14 protein-coding genes are annotated in these 19,181 nt (G+C 73.2%); 6 read left to right on the top strand and 8 right to left on the bottom strand.

The features are described from left to right. Positions 1 to 134: 134 nt before the first annotated feature. Together WME97_RS38820 and WME97_RS38815 are read right to left on the bottom strand one after the other, a co-directional pair. Entirely contained in the window at positions 135 to 977 is an 843-nt protein-coding gene (locus WME97_RS38820; RefSeq protein ID WP_437545173.1) for a hypothetical protein, read from the bottom strand. Then, the gene (locus WME97_RS38815) at positions 974 to 3,925 is read right to left on the bottom strand and encodes a GYF domain-containing protein (protein WP_437545172.1); all 2,952 of its coding nucleotides are present in this window, start codon (positions 3,923 to 3,925) and stop codon (positions 974 to 976) included. The genes WME97_RS38820 and WME97_RS38815 overlap by 4 nt, the downstream gene beginning before the upstream one ends. Before the next feature lie 153 nt (positions 3,926 to 4,078). On the opposite strand from WME97_RS38815, the gene WME97_RS38810 reads away from it, so the two are divergent. The 3 genes from WME97_RS38810 (at position 4,079) to WME97_RS38800 (ending at position 7,756) form a co-directional block, all read left to right on the top strand. After that, positions 4,079 to 4,819, top strand: a complete 741-nt coding sequence (locus tag WME97_RS38810; protein ID WP_437545170.1) for a ComF family protein — start codon at positions 4,079 to 4,081, stop codon at positions 4,817 to 4,819. 996 nt (positions 4,820 to 5,815) lie between these two features. Next, the gene (locus WME97_RS38805; RefSeq protein ID WP_437545169.1) at positions 5,816 to 6,853 is read left to right on the top strand and encodes a polysaccharide deacetylase family protein; all 1,038 of its coding nucleotides are present in this window, start codon (positions 5,816 to 5,818) and stop codon (positions 6,851 to 6,853) included. A 189-nt stretch (positions 6,854 to 7,042) separates the two neighbouring features. Continuing rightward, positions 7,043 to 7,756, top strand: a complete 714-nt coding sequence (locus WME97_RS38800; protein WP_437545167.1) for a hypothetical protein — start codon at positions 7,043 to 7,045, stop codon at positions 7,754 to 7,756. Positions 7,757 to 7,811: 55 nt separating this feature from the next. On the opposite strand, the gene WME97_RS38795 is transcribed toward WME97_RS38800, so the two are convergent. After that, entirely contained in the window at positions 7,812 to 8,876 is a 1,065-nt protein-coding gene (locus tag WME97_RS38795) for an endonuclease/exonuclease/phosphatase family protein (protein WP_437545164.1), read from the bottom strand. A gap of 14 nt (positions 8,877 to 8,890) precedes the next feature. Here WME97_RS38795 and WME97_RS38790 point away from each other — a divergent pair, with 14 nt between their 5' ends. Further along, positions 8,891 to 9,349 (top strand): hypothetical protein, encoded by a 459-nt coding sequence (locus tag WME97_RS38790; protein ID WP_437545163.1) that lies wholly within the window; start codon positions 8,891 to 8,893, stop codon positions 9,347 to 9,349. 101 nt (positions 9,350 to 9,450) lie between these two features. Here the strand turns inward: WME97_RS38790 and WME97_RS38785 are convergent, their stop codons facing one another. Continuing rightward, positions 9,451 to 10,812 (bottom strand): tetratricopeptide repeat protein, encoded by a 1,362-nt coding sequence (locus WME97_RS38785; protein WP_437545162.1) that lies wholly within the window; start codon positions 10,810 to 10,812, stop codon positions 9,451 to 9,453. Between the two features lie 179 nt (positions 10,813 to 10,991). On the opposite strand from WME97_RS38785, the gene WME97_RS38780 reads away from it, so the two are divergent. Continuing rightward, positions 10,992 to 12,011: a hypothetical protein gene (locus WME97_RS38780; RefSeq protein WP_437545160.1), complete on the top strand. Its 1,020-nt coding sequence runs from the start codon at positions 10,992 to 10,994 to the stop codon at positions 12,009 to 12,011. Between the two features lie 34 nt (positions 12,012 to 12,045). Here WME97_RS38780 and WME97_RS38775 read toward each other — a convergent pair whose 3' ends face one another. Continuing rightward, complete coding sequence (locus tag WME97_RS38775; RefSeq protein WP_437545159.1) at positions 12,046 to 13,458, bottom strand: DUF4331 domain-containing protein; 1,413 nt, start codon at positions 13,456 to 13,458, stop codon at positions 12,046 to 12,048. 32 nt (positions 13,459 to 13,490) lie between these two features. Further along, on the bottom strand, positions 13,491 to 14,555 hold the full coding sequence (locus WME97_RS38770; protein WP_437545157.1) for a hypothetical protein: 1,065 nt from the start codon (positions 14,553 to 14,555) through the stop codon (positions 13,491 to 13,493). A gap of 280 nt (positions 14,556 to 14,835) precedes the next feature. Here WME97_RS38770 and kbl point away from each other — a divergent pair, with 280 nt between their 5' ends. Then, positions 14,836 to 16,026: a glycine C-acetyltransferase gene (kbl, locus tag WME97_RS38765; protein WP_437545155.1), complete on the top strand. Its 1,191-nt coding sequence runs from the start codon at positions 14,836 to 14,838 to the stop codon at positions 16,024 to 16,026. A 5-nt stretch (positions 16,027 to 16,031) separates the two neighbouring features. Here kbl and WME97_RS38760 read toward each other — a convergent pair whose 3' ends face one another. Next, positions 16,032 to 17,201 (bottom strand): zinc-binding dehydrogenase, encoded by a 1,170-nt coding sequence (locus WME97_RS38760; protein WP_437545153.1) that lies wholly within the window; start codon positions 17,199 to 17,201, stop codon positions 16,032 to 16,034. Between the two features lie 300 nt (positions 17,202 to 17,501). Next, positions 17,502 to 18,962 (bottom strand): signal peptidase I, encoded by a 1,461-nt coding sequence (gene lepB / locus WME97_RS38755; protein WP_437545151.1) that lies wholly within the window; start codon positions 18,960 to 18,962, stop codon positions 17,502 to 17,504. Positions 18,963 to 19,181: the final 219 nt, after the last annotated feature.

Genomic DNA, 19,181 nt, shown 5'->3' with positions numbered 1-19,181 from the left:
GCGAGGATAGGCGTCTCGATGCGCGTCGGACAAGTGGGGAAGCGGCTCCGCTCCTCCCCGGCGGCCCCAGCGTCCAGCGGGGCCAGCGCGCGCCGTGCGGCGTGCGGCGTGCGCGGTGCGCGATGCCGACGACGTCAGGGATCGAAATCGTCCTCGCCGTGCGACGTCGGTGGCTTCGGCGGCTTCGGGGCGGCCCCCGTGCTGCTCCCGCGCCGCGGCGGCGCCTTCACGCTCGCGGCGGGTTGCCTCGTCGGCGGTCGGCTCGCCGCGCCCCGCCGCGCCGGAGCGTCGCCCGAATCGACGGCGAGCACCAGATCGAGCGCGAGCTTCGACGCCCTGCCGGCGTGTCGATCCGCGGCCGCGCCCGCCTCCGCGATCACGCGCTCGGCCGCCTCGAGCTCGTGCTTCACCTCGCGACGCTGCGGATCGTCCGCGAGCGCCTCTGCCCACGTGGCCGAAAGCGACGCCCGCTTCTTCTCGAGCTCCGCGGCGCGGTTCGAGAGCTCGCCGAGCTGCTTCGACGTTGCGAGGGAGCTCTTCAAGGACGCCTCGAACGCCGCGATGGTGTCCCTGTCCTCCGCGTCCAGCGAGCGCCCGCCTCGGGCGCTCGCGATCCGCGCCTCTGGCACGAGCTCGACCTGGAGCAGCACACCCGCCGCGCGGAGCTCCGCCGCGCGCGCGCGCGCCGCTTCGAGCGCCGCCTTGCTGTCCGATTTCGGATCGAGCCCCAGCGCGCGCGACAGCTCGGCCGGCGCTGTGTTCGAGAGCTCCTCGGCCTTCAGCGACTCGTCGCGGAGCGCCCGGGTGGCCTCGAAGAACTCGTCGTAGGGCTGCTTGCCCGTGCGCAGGGCCTGTCCCTGATCGAGCAGCGAGACCTGCGCGGTGCACGCGGCGAGCAGGGGCGCGTGCGGCGCGACCAGCAGCAGCGCGAGCGCCGCCACGCGGAGCCGGCTCGCGCGGCCCGGCGGCCTCGTCACCCGCATTGGAGGATGACCCCCCAGAGCTCGTAGCTCGCGGCAGGCTTCGAGAGGAACACCACGCCCACGTAACCCGAGCGCGACGATACGCCGAGCACGCCTTGCCCGAAGTTCCCGGCCGGCGGCGAGAGCGCGATCGGATCCCCGATGGGGGAGAAGTTGGCGGTCAGGGTCTGCGCGCGCATGGCGCGGCTCCCCGGCGGGCCCTCGGTCCACACGAGGAGCCAGCGTCCATCGCCGAGCCCCGCGATATCCGGCGCGAAGGCGTCCCCCCCGGGGCCGCCGGAGGGGAGCGGGATCACCTGGGTCGACCTGGGGATGGTGCCCGGAGCGGCCTGCCCGGCGCGGATCTCCCATCGCCCGTCCGCTGGCCGATCGGCAAAGACGACGGCGAGCGCGCGCTCGTTCCATCCGAGCGATGGCTTGCCGATCGAGCCTCCGGAGCCGATCACCCGGGTGAGCTCACCGACGGGCTTGCGCTCGGCGTCGAGCCAGCCTGCCCACACGGCCTTCTCGCGGCGGAACGCGACGGCGTAGCCGCTGGCGCCGGCCGCGAGCGCGCGCGGCGCCTCGAGCGGCTCATCCCCTTGCACCGGCCAGAGCGGGGAGGGGGCGGCGTCGGGAGCATCGGCCGCCACCAGAGCGCCGTCCGCCAGACCGACGACGAACGACCTCGGCCCCGGCACGCTGACGGGAGAGCGGATGGCCTGCTGCGCTGCCGTGAGGACGGTGAAGCGCTCCTCGACCGGCGAGATGCTCACGATGTCGGCGGCCTCTCGGTTCGAGAACCGCTCGCTCCGCTCCCCGGTCGCGGGATCGATCTCGAGGCCGACGGCCTCCATGGGGCTCTTCGCGTACCCCACCACGAGCTTGCCGCCCTTCGTCGCCGTGACCTCGAAGGGGATGCTCTTCGCAACGAGCGGCGCCCATGGCTGGGGCTGACGCGCCACCCAGCAAGGCTTCGGCGGGACGGGGATCGCCGAGCGCGCGGCGTCCTGCGCTGCGCCGAGCGTCGTGCGCGCCGTCCCGACCGGCGACTGGCGCGCGGTCGTGACGGAGCGGCGGCCCGCGAAGAAGGCGACGACGCTCATGAGCAGCGCCGCCCCGCAGAGGCCGACGAGCGACGAGACCGGTACGGTCACCGCTGCAGAGAGCCCCTTGCCGTCGCCGCGTCGCGCCGCGAGCGCGCGCGGGTTGAGCCCTGGCGGGCCGTTGCCCGATCCGGGGACAGAGCCCCGATCCGATCGCTGGCCCGAGGCCTGCAGCGCGTCGGCAGCCGTCGCGCTGCGCTGCGGGTTCGGCAGCCCCGGCAGCCCCGGCCACGAGCGCATCGCCGGGTGCCCCTGCGACGCGCTCGATCCGACGCCGACCGACGGGATCGTCGCATACTCGCGGCGCCCCATCGGCGCCTCGGCGGCCAGAGGAGAGCGCTTCGTCTCGCTGGGCACGGGCGGCGCGGGGAGCTCCGGGCTCTCGCGGCGCAGCACCGTGGTGGAGGGCTCCGGGGCGTCGCCGCGATCGCGGCTCGCCGCGGGATCGCGGCCGTCGGCGGCCGGCGTGTCCTCGGCGCTGCGGGGCGAGGGACCGTCGGCGGACGTCACTGGGCTCGCAGGGCGAGAGCCAGGCGACGCCATCGCCGCGGGGCCGGCGACCGTGACAGGCGCCGCTTCGGCCGGCGGGGCCGGCGCAGCGAGGGGCAAGGTCGGCGTCGCCAGCGGGGCCGACGGTGCGGGGGGCGCTGCGATCAAGGGCGTGGCGCGGGGCGCGTCCGCAGGGGGGCGCGGCGGCGGCGCGGGGAGCGCTCCGAGACGGACGAGGGCCTTTGCGCCGGCCGCCGTCTGATCCGACGCGTCAGGCGCGCGCGGGCCTGCAGGCCGCTTCCCGGCGACCGCGGGGAACCGGACCGGAACTGGAGGTGGCGGCACGGAACGCTTCCCCGTGAGCGCGGGGCGCTTCGTGGCGCGACCGGGGCTCGACGGCGCCGGTGGCCCCGCCGAAAGAGGCTTGCCGGCGCCCTGATCCGCGCCGGTCGTCGCTCCGCCGCGCCCATCGTTCTGCGGTGCAGCGCCCGCCGGCGCCGCGTCGCGATCGACGGGGAGAGGCGGCGGCCGGGGTGGTCTCGCCTCCGCGCGCGACGTCGTACCGCCCGCGGCTCTCGGCGCCGTTCCCGGGCTGCTGGGCGCGGCCGCGCCCGCCGCGCGCCTCGGCGGCGCCGGCTCATCGCCGTCCGCCGTCGCGCCGGCGCCTCCCGTGGCGCTGCCTGCGTCTGCGGCAGGGCGCTGACCCGCGGAGGTCTCCTCGGGTTCCTCCGCCCCCGAGGGGAGCTTCGGCGCGCGCGGGATCTCGGTCGGTCCCTGGTCGTCGGGCGAGGGGCCGTCGTAACGGGGGAGCTGGGTGATCGCGCGGGCGACCCCCGCATCGAACGTCCCGCCCGCGGCTGGCACGACGATCGGCGCGTTCTGTCCGCTGGCCGGCGCGTCTGCCGGCGCCTCGACGCCCGTGAGCGTCCTCATGGACTCTCGCTTGCGCGGCGGCAGGGGAGGCGGCTTCGGTCGCGTGGTCGCCCGGCTCGCGTGCGGCGCCGCGGGCCTCCGCCCGTTCGAGGACCTCTCCGCGGGCGCCGGGCCGACGGGCTGCCCGCTGCGGGTGGGCGCCGCACCCAGATCCTCGATGAGCTCGAGCTCCAGCGCCGCGCCGTCCTCGCGAGCGGCCTCTTCAACCCCGGCGGCCGGCCCCTCGGGCGCAGCGGTGCGCGCCTCGGGCTTGCGCCGGAGCTGGGCGGCGTCGGCGAGCTCCGGCTGCCTGGACGCGGGCGCCCAGGCGTCCATGCCCTTGCGCCAGACGAGCGTGGAGCCTGGAATGATCCCGGCAGCCAGCGCGCTGCGCAGCTCGGCGGTGCCCAGGCTCCGCTGGACGCCACGCTCATCCGTCCATCTCCACGCGCTCAACGGGGGCCCCTCCGCCAGCTGGTAGAGCGCCGGAATTTCAGGACGTGAACCACGATGATCGCGATCGTACCGCGCGTCGTTTGCAAAGAGATCTTCTTTCGTGCGCCCACGCAACCGCACGTCCACTCACGACGAAGATCGCGCTGGTAGCTCATGAGCCTTTCCAGCGCCCTCGTCGCCGCAGTCCGCTCCGTGGTCGCCGCCGCTGCGCGCACGCTCAGCCCGCCGGCCTGTGCGGGCTGTGACACCCCGATCGCCGGTGCCTCGGTGTTCTGCGCCGATTGCGCGCGGACCTCCGTGCCTTACGCAGGGGGGGCGCCGCGACGAGGCGCGGGCACGCGCTCCGCGGCGGGAGCACCTCTCGTCGCGTTCGCTCCGTTTGGCGGGGCGGTTGCGGAAGGTATCCGGCGCTTCAAGTACGGAGATCGTCCGGATCTCGCGCGCCCGCTCGGCCGGTTGATGCTCTGCGCGGCGCGCGACGCGGAGGTGCGCGTCGACCTCGTTGTCCCGGTGCCGCTGCATCCGCGTCGTCTCGCCGAGCGCGGGTACAACCAGGCCGCCCTGCTGGCTGCGCACGTCGCTGACGGACTCGCGGTGTCCTTCGCCCCACGGGCCCTCTGCCGTGTCCGTCCCACCGCGCAGCAGGCGCAGCTCCCGCGCGATCTCCGCCTGCAGAACGTGGCAGGTGCGTTTCGCGTGCACGCGCCCGAGCGCGTCCAGCGCCGGAGGGTCGCGCTCATCGACGACGTGGCGACCACGGGGGCCACGCTCGAGGCGTGTCGAGATGCGCTCCTCGGCGCGGGCGCCGTTTCGGTGATCTACCTCGTCCTCGCGACGGCCGAGAGCGGGGCGGACGAGCTCAGAAGCTCACCTCCGTCAGCACACCGCACTTGACGCGGACGGTCCTGCCCTCGGTGAGCCATCGCGTGCCGTCGCGCGTCGGCTCGCCGAGTCGAACGAAAAAGCGCCCGCAACGCACCTCGACGGGTCGCTCGCTGGGTCCCACCGGCACGCCCGTCACGTAGACGGTCGCATTCCGGGAGGAGTTGAGCTTGAGCAGGCCGTGGCCCTTTCGCGGGGTCGGCGGAGTCGTCGCTGCAGCGTCGACGGATGTCTGTTGTTGAAGGGCTGCCGTCTCGGTGGCTGATGGTGCTGGAGGTGCCGCGGCCTCGATGGCTGATGGTGCTGGAGGTGCCGCGGCCTCGGTGCTTGGCGGTACTGGCGGTGGCGCAGCCTCAGCACGTGGCGTCGGGGATGCGGTCGGCGTCGGCTGTGCCGTGGCGTCGGTCGCGCTCGCCAGCTGCACGGGGACGGCTGCTTGCTTTGAAGCCACAGCGGTGATGCTTACAGGACCGCCGGTGGTCACGATCGCCGGTCGAGGCGCTCGGCTGCGTGCCGCCAGTTCGGGCAGGCTCGTCTCGACGGTGTACACCCCCAGCGCAAACAGGATGGTTGCTGTCGCCAGCGCAACTCCGGCGGTGCCGAGCGGCGAGAGCGGCTTCGACAGAGGCGCCGCGACTGACTCAGGTTGAGGCGAGACCGAACCAGGCTGGGGCGAGGGCGGCTTCGAGGGGGGGCCATCGCCCGACCCAGGTTGAGGTACGTCCACGCCCGTCGACCCAGGTTGAGGTACGTCCGACCCAGGTTGGGGGGCGTCCGACCCAGGTTGGGGGGCGTCCGACCCAGGTTGGGGGGCGTCCGTCGAGAACATCGGGCGCCACTTTAGCGGGATCGCTGCCGCCCCGGATTCCCCGGTCGGCGGCCCACCCGCCGGAAGCGCAGGAGCTTCGCCGTCGGAGCCGGTCTCGAGAGCAAGCACGAACGTCGGATGTGTGCTGGAATACATCCGTGTACGTCGTCGCACATCCACTGACGTGGATCCGCAGGAGGTTGCCGCGCGGTCGTCGTGTGCTCGCCGCCGGGGTGCTCGACACCCTCGGGCTCCTGGATCGCTTCCTCTGGCTGCGCGCGAAGCTTCGGCTGCCCGTGCTCTCCGTGTTCACCTACCACCGCATCGCGGAAGTCTCGGAGGTGGACGAGCTCGATCCGGGGGTCGCCGAGGTGAGCGCGCGCGAGTTCGAGGAGCAGCTCGCGGTCATCAAGACGCACGGCACCGTGGTGTCCCTCCGGGACGTGCGGCTCCTCGCGAAGGGGCGGAAGCTCCCGCCGAACCCCGTCATGGTCGCGTTCGACGACGGCTACCGTGACAACCACGACGTCGCGTTGCCCCTCCTCGAGCGCGCGGGGGTCACGGCCACGTTCTTCATCGCCACCGGGTACCCCGACAGGGGCCGCCTCTTCTGGTGGGATCGCGTCGCGCTCCTCATGCACCGGTGCCGTCGGGCGCGCGTCGAGATCGCCTACCCAGCGACCCTCGTGCTCGAGCCGCTGCGCGACCCGATCGCGGCGGCGATGCTCGTCTGCCAGACCATCAAGCGCACCTCCGGCGTCGACATCGGGCGCCTCTGGGACGAGATCGAGCGCGCCACAGGGGTGTCGATCGACCTCGGCGAGGAGCGCGCGCTCGCGACCAGGACGATCATGGACTGGAACCACATCGGGGCGCTGCGCCGGGCGGGCATGGACGTGCAGTCGCACTCGCACAGCCATCGTGTCCTCCAGACGCTCTCGCCGGAAGAGGCCACTCGCGATCTTGCGCGCTCCCGGCGCGTGCTCTCCGACGCCCTGAACGAGGCCGTGCACGCGGTGGCGTACCCCGTCGGATACAGCCTGTGCGGCGCCTTCCATCGCGCCGTGAAGGAGGCCGGCTTCGAGATCGGCTTCACCAACAACTCCGGCCTTTGCATGCTCTCGTCCTTCGACCCCCTGAATTTCCCGCGCATCGCCATGGACCGCGGGCAGATCGGCGCGCTCTTCAAGCTCAAGCTGCTCATCGGCCAGCGGCCCGGCTCCCGGTCCGGCCGCTGATCGAGCAAAGACCGCGCGCCGCTCCGCCGCCGCGCGCCCCGAGCGCCTCCGCTCGCTCGACGCCGCCTCGGCCGGCGCGCGTGTGGCCTGGGCTGTGCACGTGCACGTCGCTGGGCCGGTTCTGCACGCGCGTGGCCTCGATGGGCCAGGAAAGCTGCTGCGCAGCCTGTTCGACGAAGGGGGGCTCCCGTGAAAGGCACAATCCATGAACGCAGCTTCCGCGCCGCCGCCTCCATGCTCGGCGCAGCCTCGCTGATCTCCGCGGCCCTCGCGTCGGGATGCGGCGGCGCGTCGGCGCCCGCCGCCTCCGCGAAGGCGCCCGCGCGACCCGCGCAGGCATCGCCCGACGGGCAGGGCGCGCGGGGGGCGAGCGTCGAGCAGCGCGAGCAGCGCGAGGCCCAGCGCGCCTGGTGCGTGTACCTCGAGGCGCTCTACCAGCGGGCCACCGAGCAGGCGAAGGGCTGGCCGAAGTTCGACCAGTGCACGCAGATGACGACGATGGCCTCGCCGAAGATGCTCCGCGCGACCTCGGAGTGCTCGCTGGCAGCGCTGCGGCGCTTCGAGGGCGATCCCTTCACCGCCGCCTATGCGGAGGAGGTGAGCCGCTGCGGCTCCGAGGCCATGACGGCCACCACGCTCCCGCGCGCCGACCTGGCGCCGTACATGGCCGTCCTCTGCGGCCGCCTCGCGGGGTGCGGAGACCTCGATTACGACACCTGCCGGCAGAGCCTGGAGGACGGCCTCGGCCCGCAGCTCGAGCGAGCCATCGGCGCGATGAACAGCCGCGGCCGGCACGAGGTCCGCGCCTGCTTCGGCAAGCTCGCGTGTGGCGCCGATCTCGGCCCCCAGATCTCCGCGTGCCTCGAGCCCATCATGGACGACCTGCTCTGGCTGCCGGGGTGAAGGGCCGCCGCGCCGCGCTCCGCCGCGCCCAGAGGGCGGCGGCGCCGCGCGGCGGTCAGCCGGCGGAGCCCGGCAGGCGGCAGCGCGCGATCAGGGGGACATGATCGGACAGCCCCGCGAACGCGCCCTTGTGCCCGAACGGGTGCGTGCCCGTGAAGTCCAGCCACTGGAGGCGCTCGGACGAGTAGACGTGGTCGAGGTGCATGCGGAGGTTCATGAAGCCGGCCGTCGGGAAGGCGCGCGCCTCGGTCTCGGAGAGGCAGCGGACCTTCGCGAACGCGTCCACGAAGCCGATCTCCTCGCGCAGGAAGCGATCGACCGGCGAGCCTGGCAGCGAGTTGAAATCGCCGACCACCACGAAATTGTCGCTCCGGCGCTCGCGGCGGACGAAGTCGGCGAGCACCCTCGCCTCCTCGATCTGATTGGGCCCGAACCCCATCCGCGCCTCGCCTGTCCAGAACTCTCGCGAGAACACGCTCGGCAGGCTGAGGTGGGTGTTGAACACATCGAAGCTCTGCCCGCTCTCGTGCTCGAACGACACGTGCGCGCAGATGCGCGTCTGCTTCAGGCTCTTGACCCCCCGTCGATGGGTGATGTCGTGCGGGCGCTCCGCGTTGTGGTGTCCGATGTGGAATGTGTCGCGCGCGAGCACCGCGAGACCGGTCGTGTAGATGTTCGTCCGCGAGGTAAGCCTGTAGGTGTGCGCGGGGAAGTAGTAGGCGACGTAGCGCTCGCGCCGCTCTGCCTGCGCCAGCGCCGCGTGCAGCTCCGTCATCAGGCGATCGAGCTGGGTCTCCTCCGGGTGCCAGCGCGGGTTCATCGTCGAGGACCTCAGCGACTGGGTCTCGACCTCCTGGAGGCACACGAGATCGGGCAGCGGGGACATCCGCGCGAGCGTCGTCGCGATCCGGGTGATGGCGGCGCTGGTCGAGGCGATGCCCCGCAAGCCGTGCCCGAAGTAGCGGACGTTATAGGTGACGATCCTGAGCGCCGTGGCGTCGTCGCGCGGCGTCCCGTGGCCGCGTAGAGCGCCGGGCGCCGCGCGCGTCGAGGTCGGGTCCGGTGCCCGCTCCTCAGGTGTTGTGCCGCTCGAACGAGGTGGGAGGCGTCGCTCGGTCATGTATCCTCTCGCCCATGGGCAAGAACATCATCGTTTCCGAGGATACCATTCGTGACCTGCTGGAAGCGCATGCCTCCCTCTCCGCCTGGTATTACGAGCTCTGGTCGGCCCTGCGGGTCGCGAAGGCCTCGGCGAGCGCCCCCGATGATGCGGCCCGTGCGGCGTTTGTCGAGCGGATGGCCATGAGCTTCCCGGAGGTCGCGTCGATCGCCCGCTCCATCCAGGTGCCGAGGATGTTCGTCCCGCCGCCGCCCGCGGTGAGCGTGCCCCCCGTCGCGGCGGGGGAGACGGGAGGAGATGAGGCCCCGACAGCGATCGAGCCCGCGCCCGCCCGGCTGCGAGAGCTCCATGGTCAGCCACCCAAGAGCCAGCCAGGCTCGGACCCCACCGATGAGCCCGCCCCGGCGCCGTCACAACCTGCGATCGCTCCTCCACCGATGGTGGTCCCGTCGACCGTGAAATACGACACCTGAGGTCGAGTCCCCCCTCGGCCGGACTCCCGAGCTTTCACAACAAGACACGCCTCGCGTGCTCACCCTCAGCGCGCCTCGCGCGCTGCTCCTCGATCAGGCCATCAGCGCGCCGGGCCGCGGGGGGCCTTGCGACGCGCGAGGAGCTGCTCGGCCTCGGCGGCCCCTGTCATGTCGAACCTGGGGTTCAGATCGAGCGCGTCCCGCACGAGCCGCTCGCCTCGCGCCAGGTCCCCCAGGGCGATCCGGATCGCCCCGGCGTGGTAGAGCAAGCGCGCGTCCCTCGTGCCGAGCGCCAGCGCCCTGTCGCTGGCCGCGCGCGCCTCGGCCAGCTTGCCCGCGCGGTACAGCGCCCAGGCGTGAATGTCCTCGGTGTAGATGTCTGCGCGGACGGCGCGCTCCGCGTCGGCGAGGCGGAGCGCCTCGTCGCGCTCCAGGCCCTTGGTCGCGTAGTACAGCGCGAGGGTCCGCCGGTCCGACCGCTGCCCCGCGTCGACCGCTCCGGCGTAGGCCCGCGCTGCGCCGGCGTGGTCGCCTGCAGCCATCCTGGCGTCGCCGAGCAGCCACGCGGTCTCCGCGTCCGGGCGCTGCTGGTGGGCCCGCTCGAGGAGCTCGACGGCGCGGCCCCACGCACCGCGGACCAGCGCGACGCGCGCCCTGCCGGCGATCGCCGGCGGATACCCGGCCTGCGCGGCGAGCGCCCGCTCGAAGCCCAGGTCTGCGCCCTCGTGGTCGCCCTCGTGCCAGAACATCATGGCCGCCTGGGTCAGGGTCCACGCGAGCGCCTCGGGTTCGCCCGGGTCGCCGGCGTCGATCGCGAGGCGGATGATCCGCTTCGCCGTCGCCGCGTCGCCCTGGAGCCACCGGAGGTGTGCGGCCCGCGCGTAGGACGGCAGGCCGGGCCGCTGGTCGACCATCCGCTGCGCTGCGTACGCCGCGACCTGGAAGGCGCCGAGCGCGAGGGCGGCGTCGCTGAGCGTCCCGAGCGCGAGCGCGTCGCCCTCGTCCCGCGAGAGGACCCGCTCCGCCGCGTCGCGCGCCTCGGTGAACCTGCGCTCGTGGATCAGCGCGAGGCCGAGCAGGTTGAGCGACGCGCGATCCCCTGCGGCCAGCGCGAGCCCGACCTCCGCGCACGCGTGAGCCCGGCCGTAGAGCGACGGATCGCCCGAGGCGCGCGCCTTTCGGAGCCACGCGTGGCCGAGCGCGCTCCAGAGATCCGCGCCGTCGGGCGCCTTCGCGATACGCCGGGATAGCGCCTCGATCTCGCGATCGACGGCGCTCGCGCCCGCCGGGGCCGCGAGCGCGAGCGCGCGCGCCGCGTCGAGGCTCGAGGGCGCCGGCGCCTCGGCGGGGCGCCCGGTCGATACCGTCGCGGTCGGGACGGCCTCTGCGCGCGGGCGCTCGGTGCAACCGAGGCTTCCGCTCAGGGCAGCGCAGGCGAAGAGGCAACCCGTTCGTCGCAGCATCGGAGCGCTGACCTCCCCTCGCGCCGGAGCTCCGCCCTGGGTGCGCCGTGGCTCTCCCAGGGGCGTCACAGGCTCGAGCCGATCGCGAAAGAGCTTGCCTCGCCGGCCTGCGCCGGCAAGCTCGCCGCTCCAGCGCATCGTTCGATCGACCAGCAGCGCGCAGCGCGGAGGAGATCGCATTGCCTGTCCAGACGGATGGCGACCGCCTGCAGCGGCTCTGCGCCGCGGCGCTGATCGTGCACCTCTGCGCCGCGTGTGCTCGCCGTGCTTCGCCGGAGGCGGGCGCGACCGCGACGCCCTCGCCAGGGGCGGACGCGGCGCCCTCGCCGGAGGCGGGCGCGACCGCGGCGCCCTCGCCGGCAGGGCCCGCGGAGAACCTGCCGGGCGACGAGATCACCCCCGTCTACGGGAAGGCCGAGGGCGCGCCGGAGCCGCTCGCGGCCCGGCTGTGCGACGCGCTTCACGCGTTGCCCGCGCGGCGCAAGGCGGCGTGCTGCGGCGGCGCCGCGGGCTTCCAGGCCGCCGCCGAGTGCGCGCGCGCCCTGAGCGTCGCGGTGCGCGCGCGGGCGGTGACGCTATCGACCGACGAGGTGGACCGCTGCGTCGAGGCGATGGAACGGTCGCTCGATGGATGCGACTGGGTCTCTCCGCTCGCCGCCCCGGTCCCGCCAGCGTGCGAGGGGATCGTGCTGGGCGCGCTCGACGAGGGGGCCCGGTGCCGGTCGTCGCTCGAGTGCGCGGGCGGGCTGCGCTGCGAAGGCGCCGGCCCCACCGACGCGGGCACCTGCCGCGCCCCGCGCGCCGCGGGGCCCTGCGGCCTCTCGGTCGACGCGCTGGCCGCGGTCACCCGGCAGACGCGCTACGCCGAGGCGCACCCCGAGTGCCGCGGCCACTGCGCCGGGCGCGCGTGCGCGGACGACCTCCCGCTCGGCGGCCGCTGCGAGGCCCACGCGGCCTGCGGGCGGGGCCGCCGCTGCGTCGACGCGCGCTGCAGCGAGGCGGCGCTGCCCCTCGCCGGCGCCGCCTGCCTTGGCGGGCTCTGCGCGGCCGGCGCGCGCTGCGTGGACGGGCGCTGCGCGGCGCCGAAGGCCGAGGGCGAGGCCTGCACGCGCGACGGCGAGTGCCGCGCCGCGTGTGTTCGACGAGGGCGCGGGGGCGCCGCGGGCGGCGTGTGCGGGATGCGGTGCGCTGCGCCGTGACAGGCGAGCTGCGCGCTGCGCCACGCCGGGCGGCTCAGGGCCGGAAGTGGCCCTGGGTCGCGCCCTCCCAGGCCGTCGCGAGGTAAGGGAAGGCCGGGAGGAACCGCGCGTCGTTCGCGCCCACGCCGTCGCCCGCCGTCGCGCCGAGCGCGCCGGTCAGGACGAGCGTGAGCAGCGCGTCGGTGACGTCGGTCTGCTCGTGATCCGCGCCGGGGACCAGCGCGCGGCCGTTCGGGAAGCCCGACGGCATGCCCAGATCGATCCGGAGCACGTCGCCGACGGTCTCCAGGCTGTGCCCTCCGAGGCTCGCGGGCTTCAGGTTGAAGGCGTCGATGAGGTCGCTCCGGCTCTGCTTCAGCGCCTCGGGATCGAAGGCCGCGAGCGGCTGGCCTGCCTGGTAGAGCCCGGCAAACTCGGCGTCCCGCACCAGGATCGGGTTCAGGAAGTAGGCTCCGAAGTTGGCGAGATCGTCGCGCGGGTGCGCGCGGTTGTACTTGTCCTTGTCCTGCAGGCCGATGATCCAGGTGTTGATCAGCGGCAGGCCGACGCGCGACACCTGGACCCAGGGACCGAGGCCATCTTCCTTGCCGTTCGCGCGCAGGATCCGCACCTTGCGGCGGCTCGCGGAGGCCCAGACGCCGAGCGTCTGCCGGTCGCTCGGCCCCGGCGTCGGCTCCGCGCCGCCGTTGACCGCGGCGAGCGGGAGCTCGAGCGCGAGCGTGTGGACGTTGAAGCCGGCGAGGTTGTCGCGCGCGGTGCACGACGGGTTCGGCGCCGCGAGGAGCGGGCACAGCCCCGCCAGATCGGACGCGCGGCCGAGATCCGCGTAGAACCCGTCGTCGCGCGGCCCGGCCCAGGCGCGCCCCGCGCCGCCCGCCATCTGCTTGAGGAACTTCGAGGACGTCGCGAAGGCCGGGTAGCCGCCGCCGGTGATCCGGTAGGCGAGCTGGTTCGTCCTCCTCCCGATGTTCGGCGGCGCGACCGCGGCGTCCCTCAGGAGCACGGTCGACGCGCCGCCCTCGATCTTCGTCACGGTGTACGTCTGCTCCCCGCCGGCGAGCTGCGAGAAGAACTCGTTGCCGCCGCTCGGCGCCGGCGTGAGCCCCGCCGGATCCGCCGCCACGTACGGTCTTGTCGAGAACCGGAACTGATAGGTCAGCGCGTCCTCGAGGCTCGACGGCCCGCGCGCGATGTGCACCTCGTAGAGCACGTCGTCCGAGAAGCCGTGGAAGTTCGGCCCGCTGGCGGGCTCCTCGAGCGGAATGTAGCTCGCGAGGATCACGAGGTTGCCGCCTTCCACCCACGCATACAGGTCGGTGTTGTCGGCGGCCGGATCCCTCGCGATGGCCGGCGCCTCGCGGTGGCTCGACGCTGCGGCGAGGCTGGGCGCGCTGAGCGCGACGGACGCCGTGAAGACGGCGACGGCGCGCGACGGTCGGTGAATCATGCGTGCGGGTCCTTCCATCGCTCCTCTGCGGCTCATTGCCTGAGCAGGAACACCGAGCCTTGCTTCTGGGCGCTGTGATCGACGAACGCGAAGACGTCGGCGCCCCTCGCCCGGTGCAGCCCCCCGGGCTCGTCGTGGCCAGGCGCGCCGGCGGCCGTCGCCGAGCGCGCTCCCGACGCCACCTCGATCCACACGACCTCGTCGGCGCCTCGGGTCGGGTCGCGCGTGAGCACGAGCAGCGCCGCGTCGTCGCGCGTCAGCGCGATGCCGCACGGAGTACCGACGTGCAGCCCGGTCGCGAACGGGCTCACGAAGCCGTCCTCGATCCTGAAGATGGTCGCCGTCTTGTCGGGGCTCGCGAGGGTGTCGCACACGAAGACAGCGCCCCGGCCGGCGACCGCGATCCCGCTCGGGTCGACGAGCGGGCTCCCCTTGGCGAGCGCCGACGCCTCGCCGCCGCGCGCCGGCAGCGAGAACACGCCGGGCTGGCCATCGTCGCGATCGCGCCCCGAGAAGATGATCCGCTCCTCGTTGTCCGCGCCGCGGGCGACCTCGAGGCCGCGCGCGCGCAGCCCCGCGCCTCCGTCGATCGGGGCGACGGCGCCGCCGGGCAGGTCGATCGCGAAGAGGGCGCCCGCGTCGTCGAGCGCCGGGTCGCCCGCGCCTGGGTCGGCCACGAAGACGCGACCGCCGTCCGCGCTCGTCGCGATCCCGAGCGGCGCCACGAGCGGCGGACCGGCCGCGATCTCGGCGGCGCCCGCGCCGCCTTGCGCGCCGATCCTGAAGACCCCGGCCCTGCCGTCCGCGCCAAGAGCGGTGAAGTACACGTAAGCCCCGGTGACATCCGGCGTCGCGTCGAACGCGATGGCCGGGACGAGCGGCAAAGCCGCATAGGGAGCATCACCCCCCGCGCCGCCCCCGCCTCCCGTTCCGCTCGCCGCGGTCGTGCCTGGCGCTCCGCCGGTGGAGCCCGCGCTGGTCCGTCCGGGCGGATCCTCCGCGCGGCTGCAGCCCGGGTTGCTCGCGGCGGCCGCGAGCGACGCGACAGCGCACAGCACACCGGCGCTTCGCCGGAAGTCCCCCCTGGCTTCCGTCATGCCTGCTCCTCCCGAGGGCGCCGTTCGTGCGCTCGGCCCGCGGTGGCGCACGCGACGCGAGCCGCACGGCGATCGCGCGGCGCTGGACGCTGCCCGTTCTGCCACGTGCCTCCCGGATCGAGTAGGCCGCGGCCGCGCCGCGCGCGACAAAGCGGCGTGCACCCTGCCTCTCGTGTCCGGGGTCGCCTGCTGGCGCTCAGGCCCATGAGCAGCGCCGCCCTGGGTGTCCGGACGGCGTTCCCCCGTCGACCGGCTGACAGCCCCGTTTTATAACGACGTCATGTTCGATGTCGCTCGGTCACTGTACGTACGGGCGTTGGAGGACATCCGTGCGGCGGGTCTCTACAAGGAAGAGCGGATCCTCGCGACGCCGCAGGGGCCGGTGATCCGGACCGAAGGCGGCGCCGGGGTCCTCAACTTCTGCGCGAACAACTACCTTGGCCTGTCGTCGCACCCGGCGGTCATCGCGGCGGCGAAGGAGGCAATCGACACGCACGGCTTCGGCCTCTCCAGCGTGCGCTTCATCTGCGGCACGCAGGACCTTCACCGGCGGCTCGAGTCCAGGATCGCCCGCTTCTTCGGCACCGAGGACGCCATCCTCTACTCGTCGTGCTTCGACGCGAACGGCGGCCTCTTCGAGACGCTCCTCGGCGAGGAGGACGCCGTCATCTCGGACGCGCTGAACCACGCGTCGATCATCGACGGCGTCCGCCTCTGCAAGGCCGAGCGGCACCGCTACCCGAACGGGGACATGGCCGCCCTCGAGGAAATCCTCCGCGCGACGGCCGGCAAGCGGCTCCGGCTCATCGCCACCGACGGCGTGTTCTCGATGGACGGGTACCTGGCGAAGCTCGATACCATCTGCGATCTCGCCGACAAGTACCGCGCGATGGTGATGGTCGACGACTCGCACGCGACCGGGTTCATCGGGCCGACGGGGCGCGGGACCGCGGAGCTCTGCGGGGTCATGCACCGCGTCGACGTGATCACCTCCACGCTGGGCAAGGCGCTGGGCGGGGCGAGCGGCGGCTTCACGACCGGCCGGCAGCCGATCGTCGACCTGCTCCGGCAGCGATCGCGGCCGTACCTGTTCTCCAACACGCTCGCCCCGGCGATCGCCGGCGCCTCGATCGCCGTGTTCGACCTCATCGACGCGGAGCCCTCGCTGCGCCTGCGGGTGATGGAGAACGCGCGCCGGTTCCGGCAGGGGATGACGCAGGCCGGCTTCACCATCAAGCCAGGCGTCCACCCGATCGTGCCCATCATGCTGGGCGACGCGCAGCTCGCGAACGAGATGGCGAGGGCGCTGCTCGCCGAGGGCATCTATGTCATCGGCTTCTCGTACCCCGTCGTGCCGAAGGGCGAGGCCCGCATCCGGGTGCAGCTCTCCGCCGCGCACGAGCCCGAGCACGTCGATCAGGCGATCGACGCCTTCCGGCGGGTCGGCCGGCGCCTCGGCGTCGTCGCCTGAGCGGCTCAGTACCGGAGGATCACCTTCGGGTGGCTCGAGATCGCCTCCTGGAAGGCCGCCGCGTCGTAGTCCTCGAAGTCGAACACCGTCCCCTCGCCCCGGTTCAGGATGACCTCCCAGATGAGGTCGTGGATGTTCGGATCGCGCGACTCGAGCAGGTGGCGCGTGATGTGCCACGTCTCGAAGATGCGCCGGCCGATCACGCTGTGGAGGCTGATGCCGTCCACGATGAGGCGGTCGAAGTTCTCGATCACCGCGTCACCGCTCTTCAGGCCGAAGAGGATCACGTCGCCCCCGCGCCTCGCCGCGTGGATCGCGTTGTTGACGCTGCTGTTCACGCCGCTCATCTCGAGCACGACGTCGACGCCGACGCCGTCCGTGAGCTTCCGGACCCGCTCCGTCAGCTCGGGATCGCTCGCGTGGGGCCGCTCGGGGCTCGCGCGGTGCGGGCGCAGGACCGCGTCGGCGCCCAGGCGGCGGGCCATCTCGGCGTTCCGCTCCGCCGGCTCCACGCCGATCACGTAGATCGCCCCCATCGCGCGGGCGATCGCGATCGCGAACAGGCCGATGGTGCCGCAGCCGAAGATGGCCACGCGCTTGCCGCGGAGGTTCACCTTGGTGCACGCGTGCACGGCGTTGCCGAACGGCTCCTGCACCGCGGCGACCTCGGGCCGGATCTTCGCGATGTCGGTGCGCCAGAGGTTCTTCGCCGGCAGCTTGACGAGCTCGGCGAAGCAGCCGTCCTCGCTGATCCCGATGATCTTGTCGTCCGCGCACACGTGGGTGTCGCCGACGCGGCACTGGTAGCAAGCGCCGCAGGCGATGTGGCTCTCGGTCGACACGATGTCGCCGATCTGAAGCCCGAAGGACCGGCGCGCGTCGGTCCCGAGGTCGACCACGCGGCCGAGCAGCTCGTGGCCGATCGTGCGCGTCGCCTTCCGATCGCGATCGAGCGACGAGAGGATCATGTCCTTGAAGGCGCTGCGGAACCAGATGCCGCGATCCGAGCCGCAGAAGCCCGTCATGATCGGCTTGACGAGGACGCTCGCGCGGTCGTGGTAGTCCCTGGCCTCGTCGATCGCCGGGCGCTCGACCTGATCCTTGGACAGCCCGACGGTGGACTCCCACGGCTGCTTCTCGCGGTTGTACGTCAGCGCCCACATCGCGTCGCTCATGCACCTGGCTCCTGTTCGGGGTTCGAGGCGCACGCAGCTGGCGCACGGGCGCCTCGGGCATGGGAAGCGTGGCGCGTGAACGACCGAGCGCCCATCAGAAAATTGCGCTCGGGCTGCTCACGTCTACCGGCGTCTCTCCTCGGCCTCTTCGGCTCGATCCCGTGGCGCCCCGGGCGCACCGCCTGCTCCGTCGCCCTGGACCGGAGGATGACTCGCCGCGTCGAGATCGAGGGGACAAGACCGCCTACGCGCTGTCGGGGAGACTGCGCTCCCACGCGCTGTCGGCGCGGCTTCAGGGCTTCAGCGGCGCTTCGACGGAGGGCGCGCGGGCGGGGGCGGCGGGGTCGTCTCGGAGACGGGGGGCCGCTCGCGGAGGCATTTCTCGAGGCCGTCGTGCAGGGTCGCCTCGTGGGCGCCGGGGAGCTTCGGGCGCCCCATGACGTTCACGAAGAGGCGATCCTGCGCGATGCCGCCGCCGGGGCCGAAGCTCATCCACACGAACATCGCGCGTCCCTTGATGTGATCGAAGGGCACGCCCGCGCCGAGCCCGCCGCGCCAGCTGCGCGAGTCGTGGCTGTTGTTGCGGTTGTCGCCCATCACCCACGCCTCGTCGGCGGCCACCTTGAAGGGGCCCTGGAGATCGCCGCAGATGCCGCCCCGGCACGTGGAGCCCGGCGTGCAGTCGTCGCTCTCCACGCACATCATGCCGTCGGGGTTCTTTTCGTAGAGCGAAAAGTACGACTTGTCTCCGAGGTACTCGACGAACAGCTCCGCTTGCCGGCCCTCGTAGTGGTAGGGGCCGACGTGACAGTGAGGGACGAGCCAGCCGTTGATGACGGGGCGGCCGTTGATCGCCTCCAGCGTGTCGCCGGGGATGGCGATCGTCCGCTTGATGAAGTCCTGCTCCTTGTTCTCGGGGAACTTGAACACCATCACGTCGCCGCGCGACGGCGGCAGGCGAGGGAAGAGGCGCTGGTCGGTCCAGGGGATGAGCGGGCCGTAGGTGAACTTGTTGACGAAGATGTGGTCGCCGACCATGAGGGTCGGGATCATCGAGCCGCTCGGGATCTTGAACGCCTCGACGACGAAGGCGCGCAGGAGGAGCGCGACGGCCACGGCGATGCCGATCGACTCCGCGTACTCGCGCATCTCGCCCTTGCGCCAGCGGCCGAGGTGCTCGCCGACCGCGCGATCGGCGCGGCTGTGGGCGGCGTCGAACTCGTCGGCGTCGAACGTCTCGGCGCTCATCGCGCGCTCGAGGGCCGCGATCGCCTGCGTCACCTGCTCGCGCTCGCCGCTCGTCAGCTCGCGCTCGACGTCACGCTTGCGGCCGCGCAGGATCCGGTGGGCCTCCTCGAGGAGGGCCGCGGCGTCCTCGAAGCGAGCGCGCGCCTTCGGCGGGATGTCCCGGCGGCCGCCGACGCCGATCGCCGACGCGAACGGCAGCTCGTGGCGGAACCGCCAGAGGATCATCGCGAAGATCGTGAAGAGCACGATGCCCGCCGGGATCTGCTGCTCGCCGACGAAGACCCGGAGCGGCTGGGAGCTCCCTCCCTGGGCCGGCGGGGTGAGCAGCCAGACGTTCAGGACCGCGAGCGCGAAGGGAACGATGCAGATCCACACGAGGTGGAACAGGAAGCGCAGCGGCGCCCGGCCGTCCCTGCCCCCTGGCGGAGGAGAGCTGCCCGTCGAGCGCGGGTCTGCGCCGCCTGTCGCCTTGGCCGCGCTGGCGCGGGGCTCCGAGCTCGCGCTGCCCCTCATCGAGGGTCTGAACTCCGAGCTTGCGGGCCGGCTGGCCGCGACCGACGGGACGCTCTGGGGTTGATCATCGGGGCGCGGCGGCAAGAGAGAGCTTATGTATACGCCGCCCCTCGCCGCGGCAAGTGCGCAGGCGTGGCGGGCGACGCGCGGTCCGTCGGCGTCGTCGCCCGCGTGTCCTCGTTCGCCCTCGTTGCCCTCGTTCGCCCCTCGTTCGCCCTC

It is taken from the genome of Sorangium sp. So ce367 (genome assembly GCF_051520455.1).
GTDB classification, from domain to species: Bacteria; Myxococcota_A; Polyangia; order Polyangiales; family Polyangiaceae; genus Sorangium; species Sorangium cellulosum_B.
Note: the sequence above shows the minus strand (reverse complement) of the source record. Positions and strands in the feature narration are given on the sequence as shown.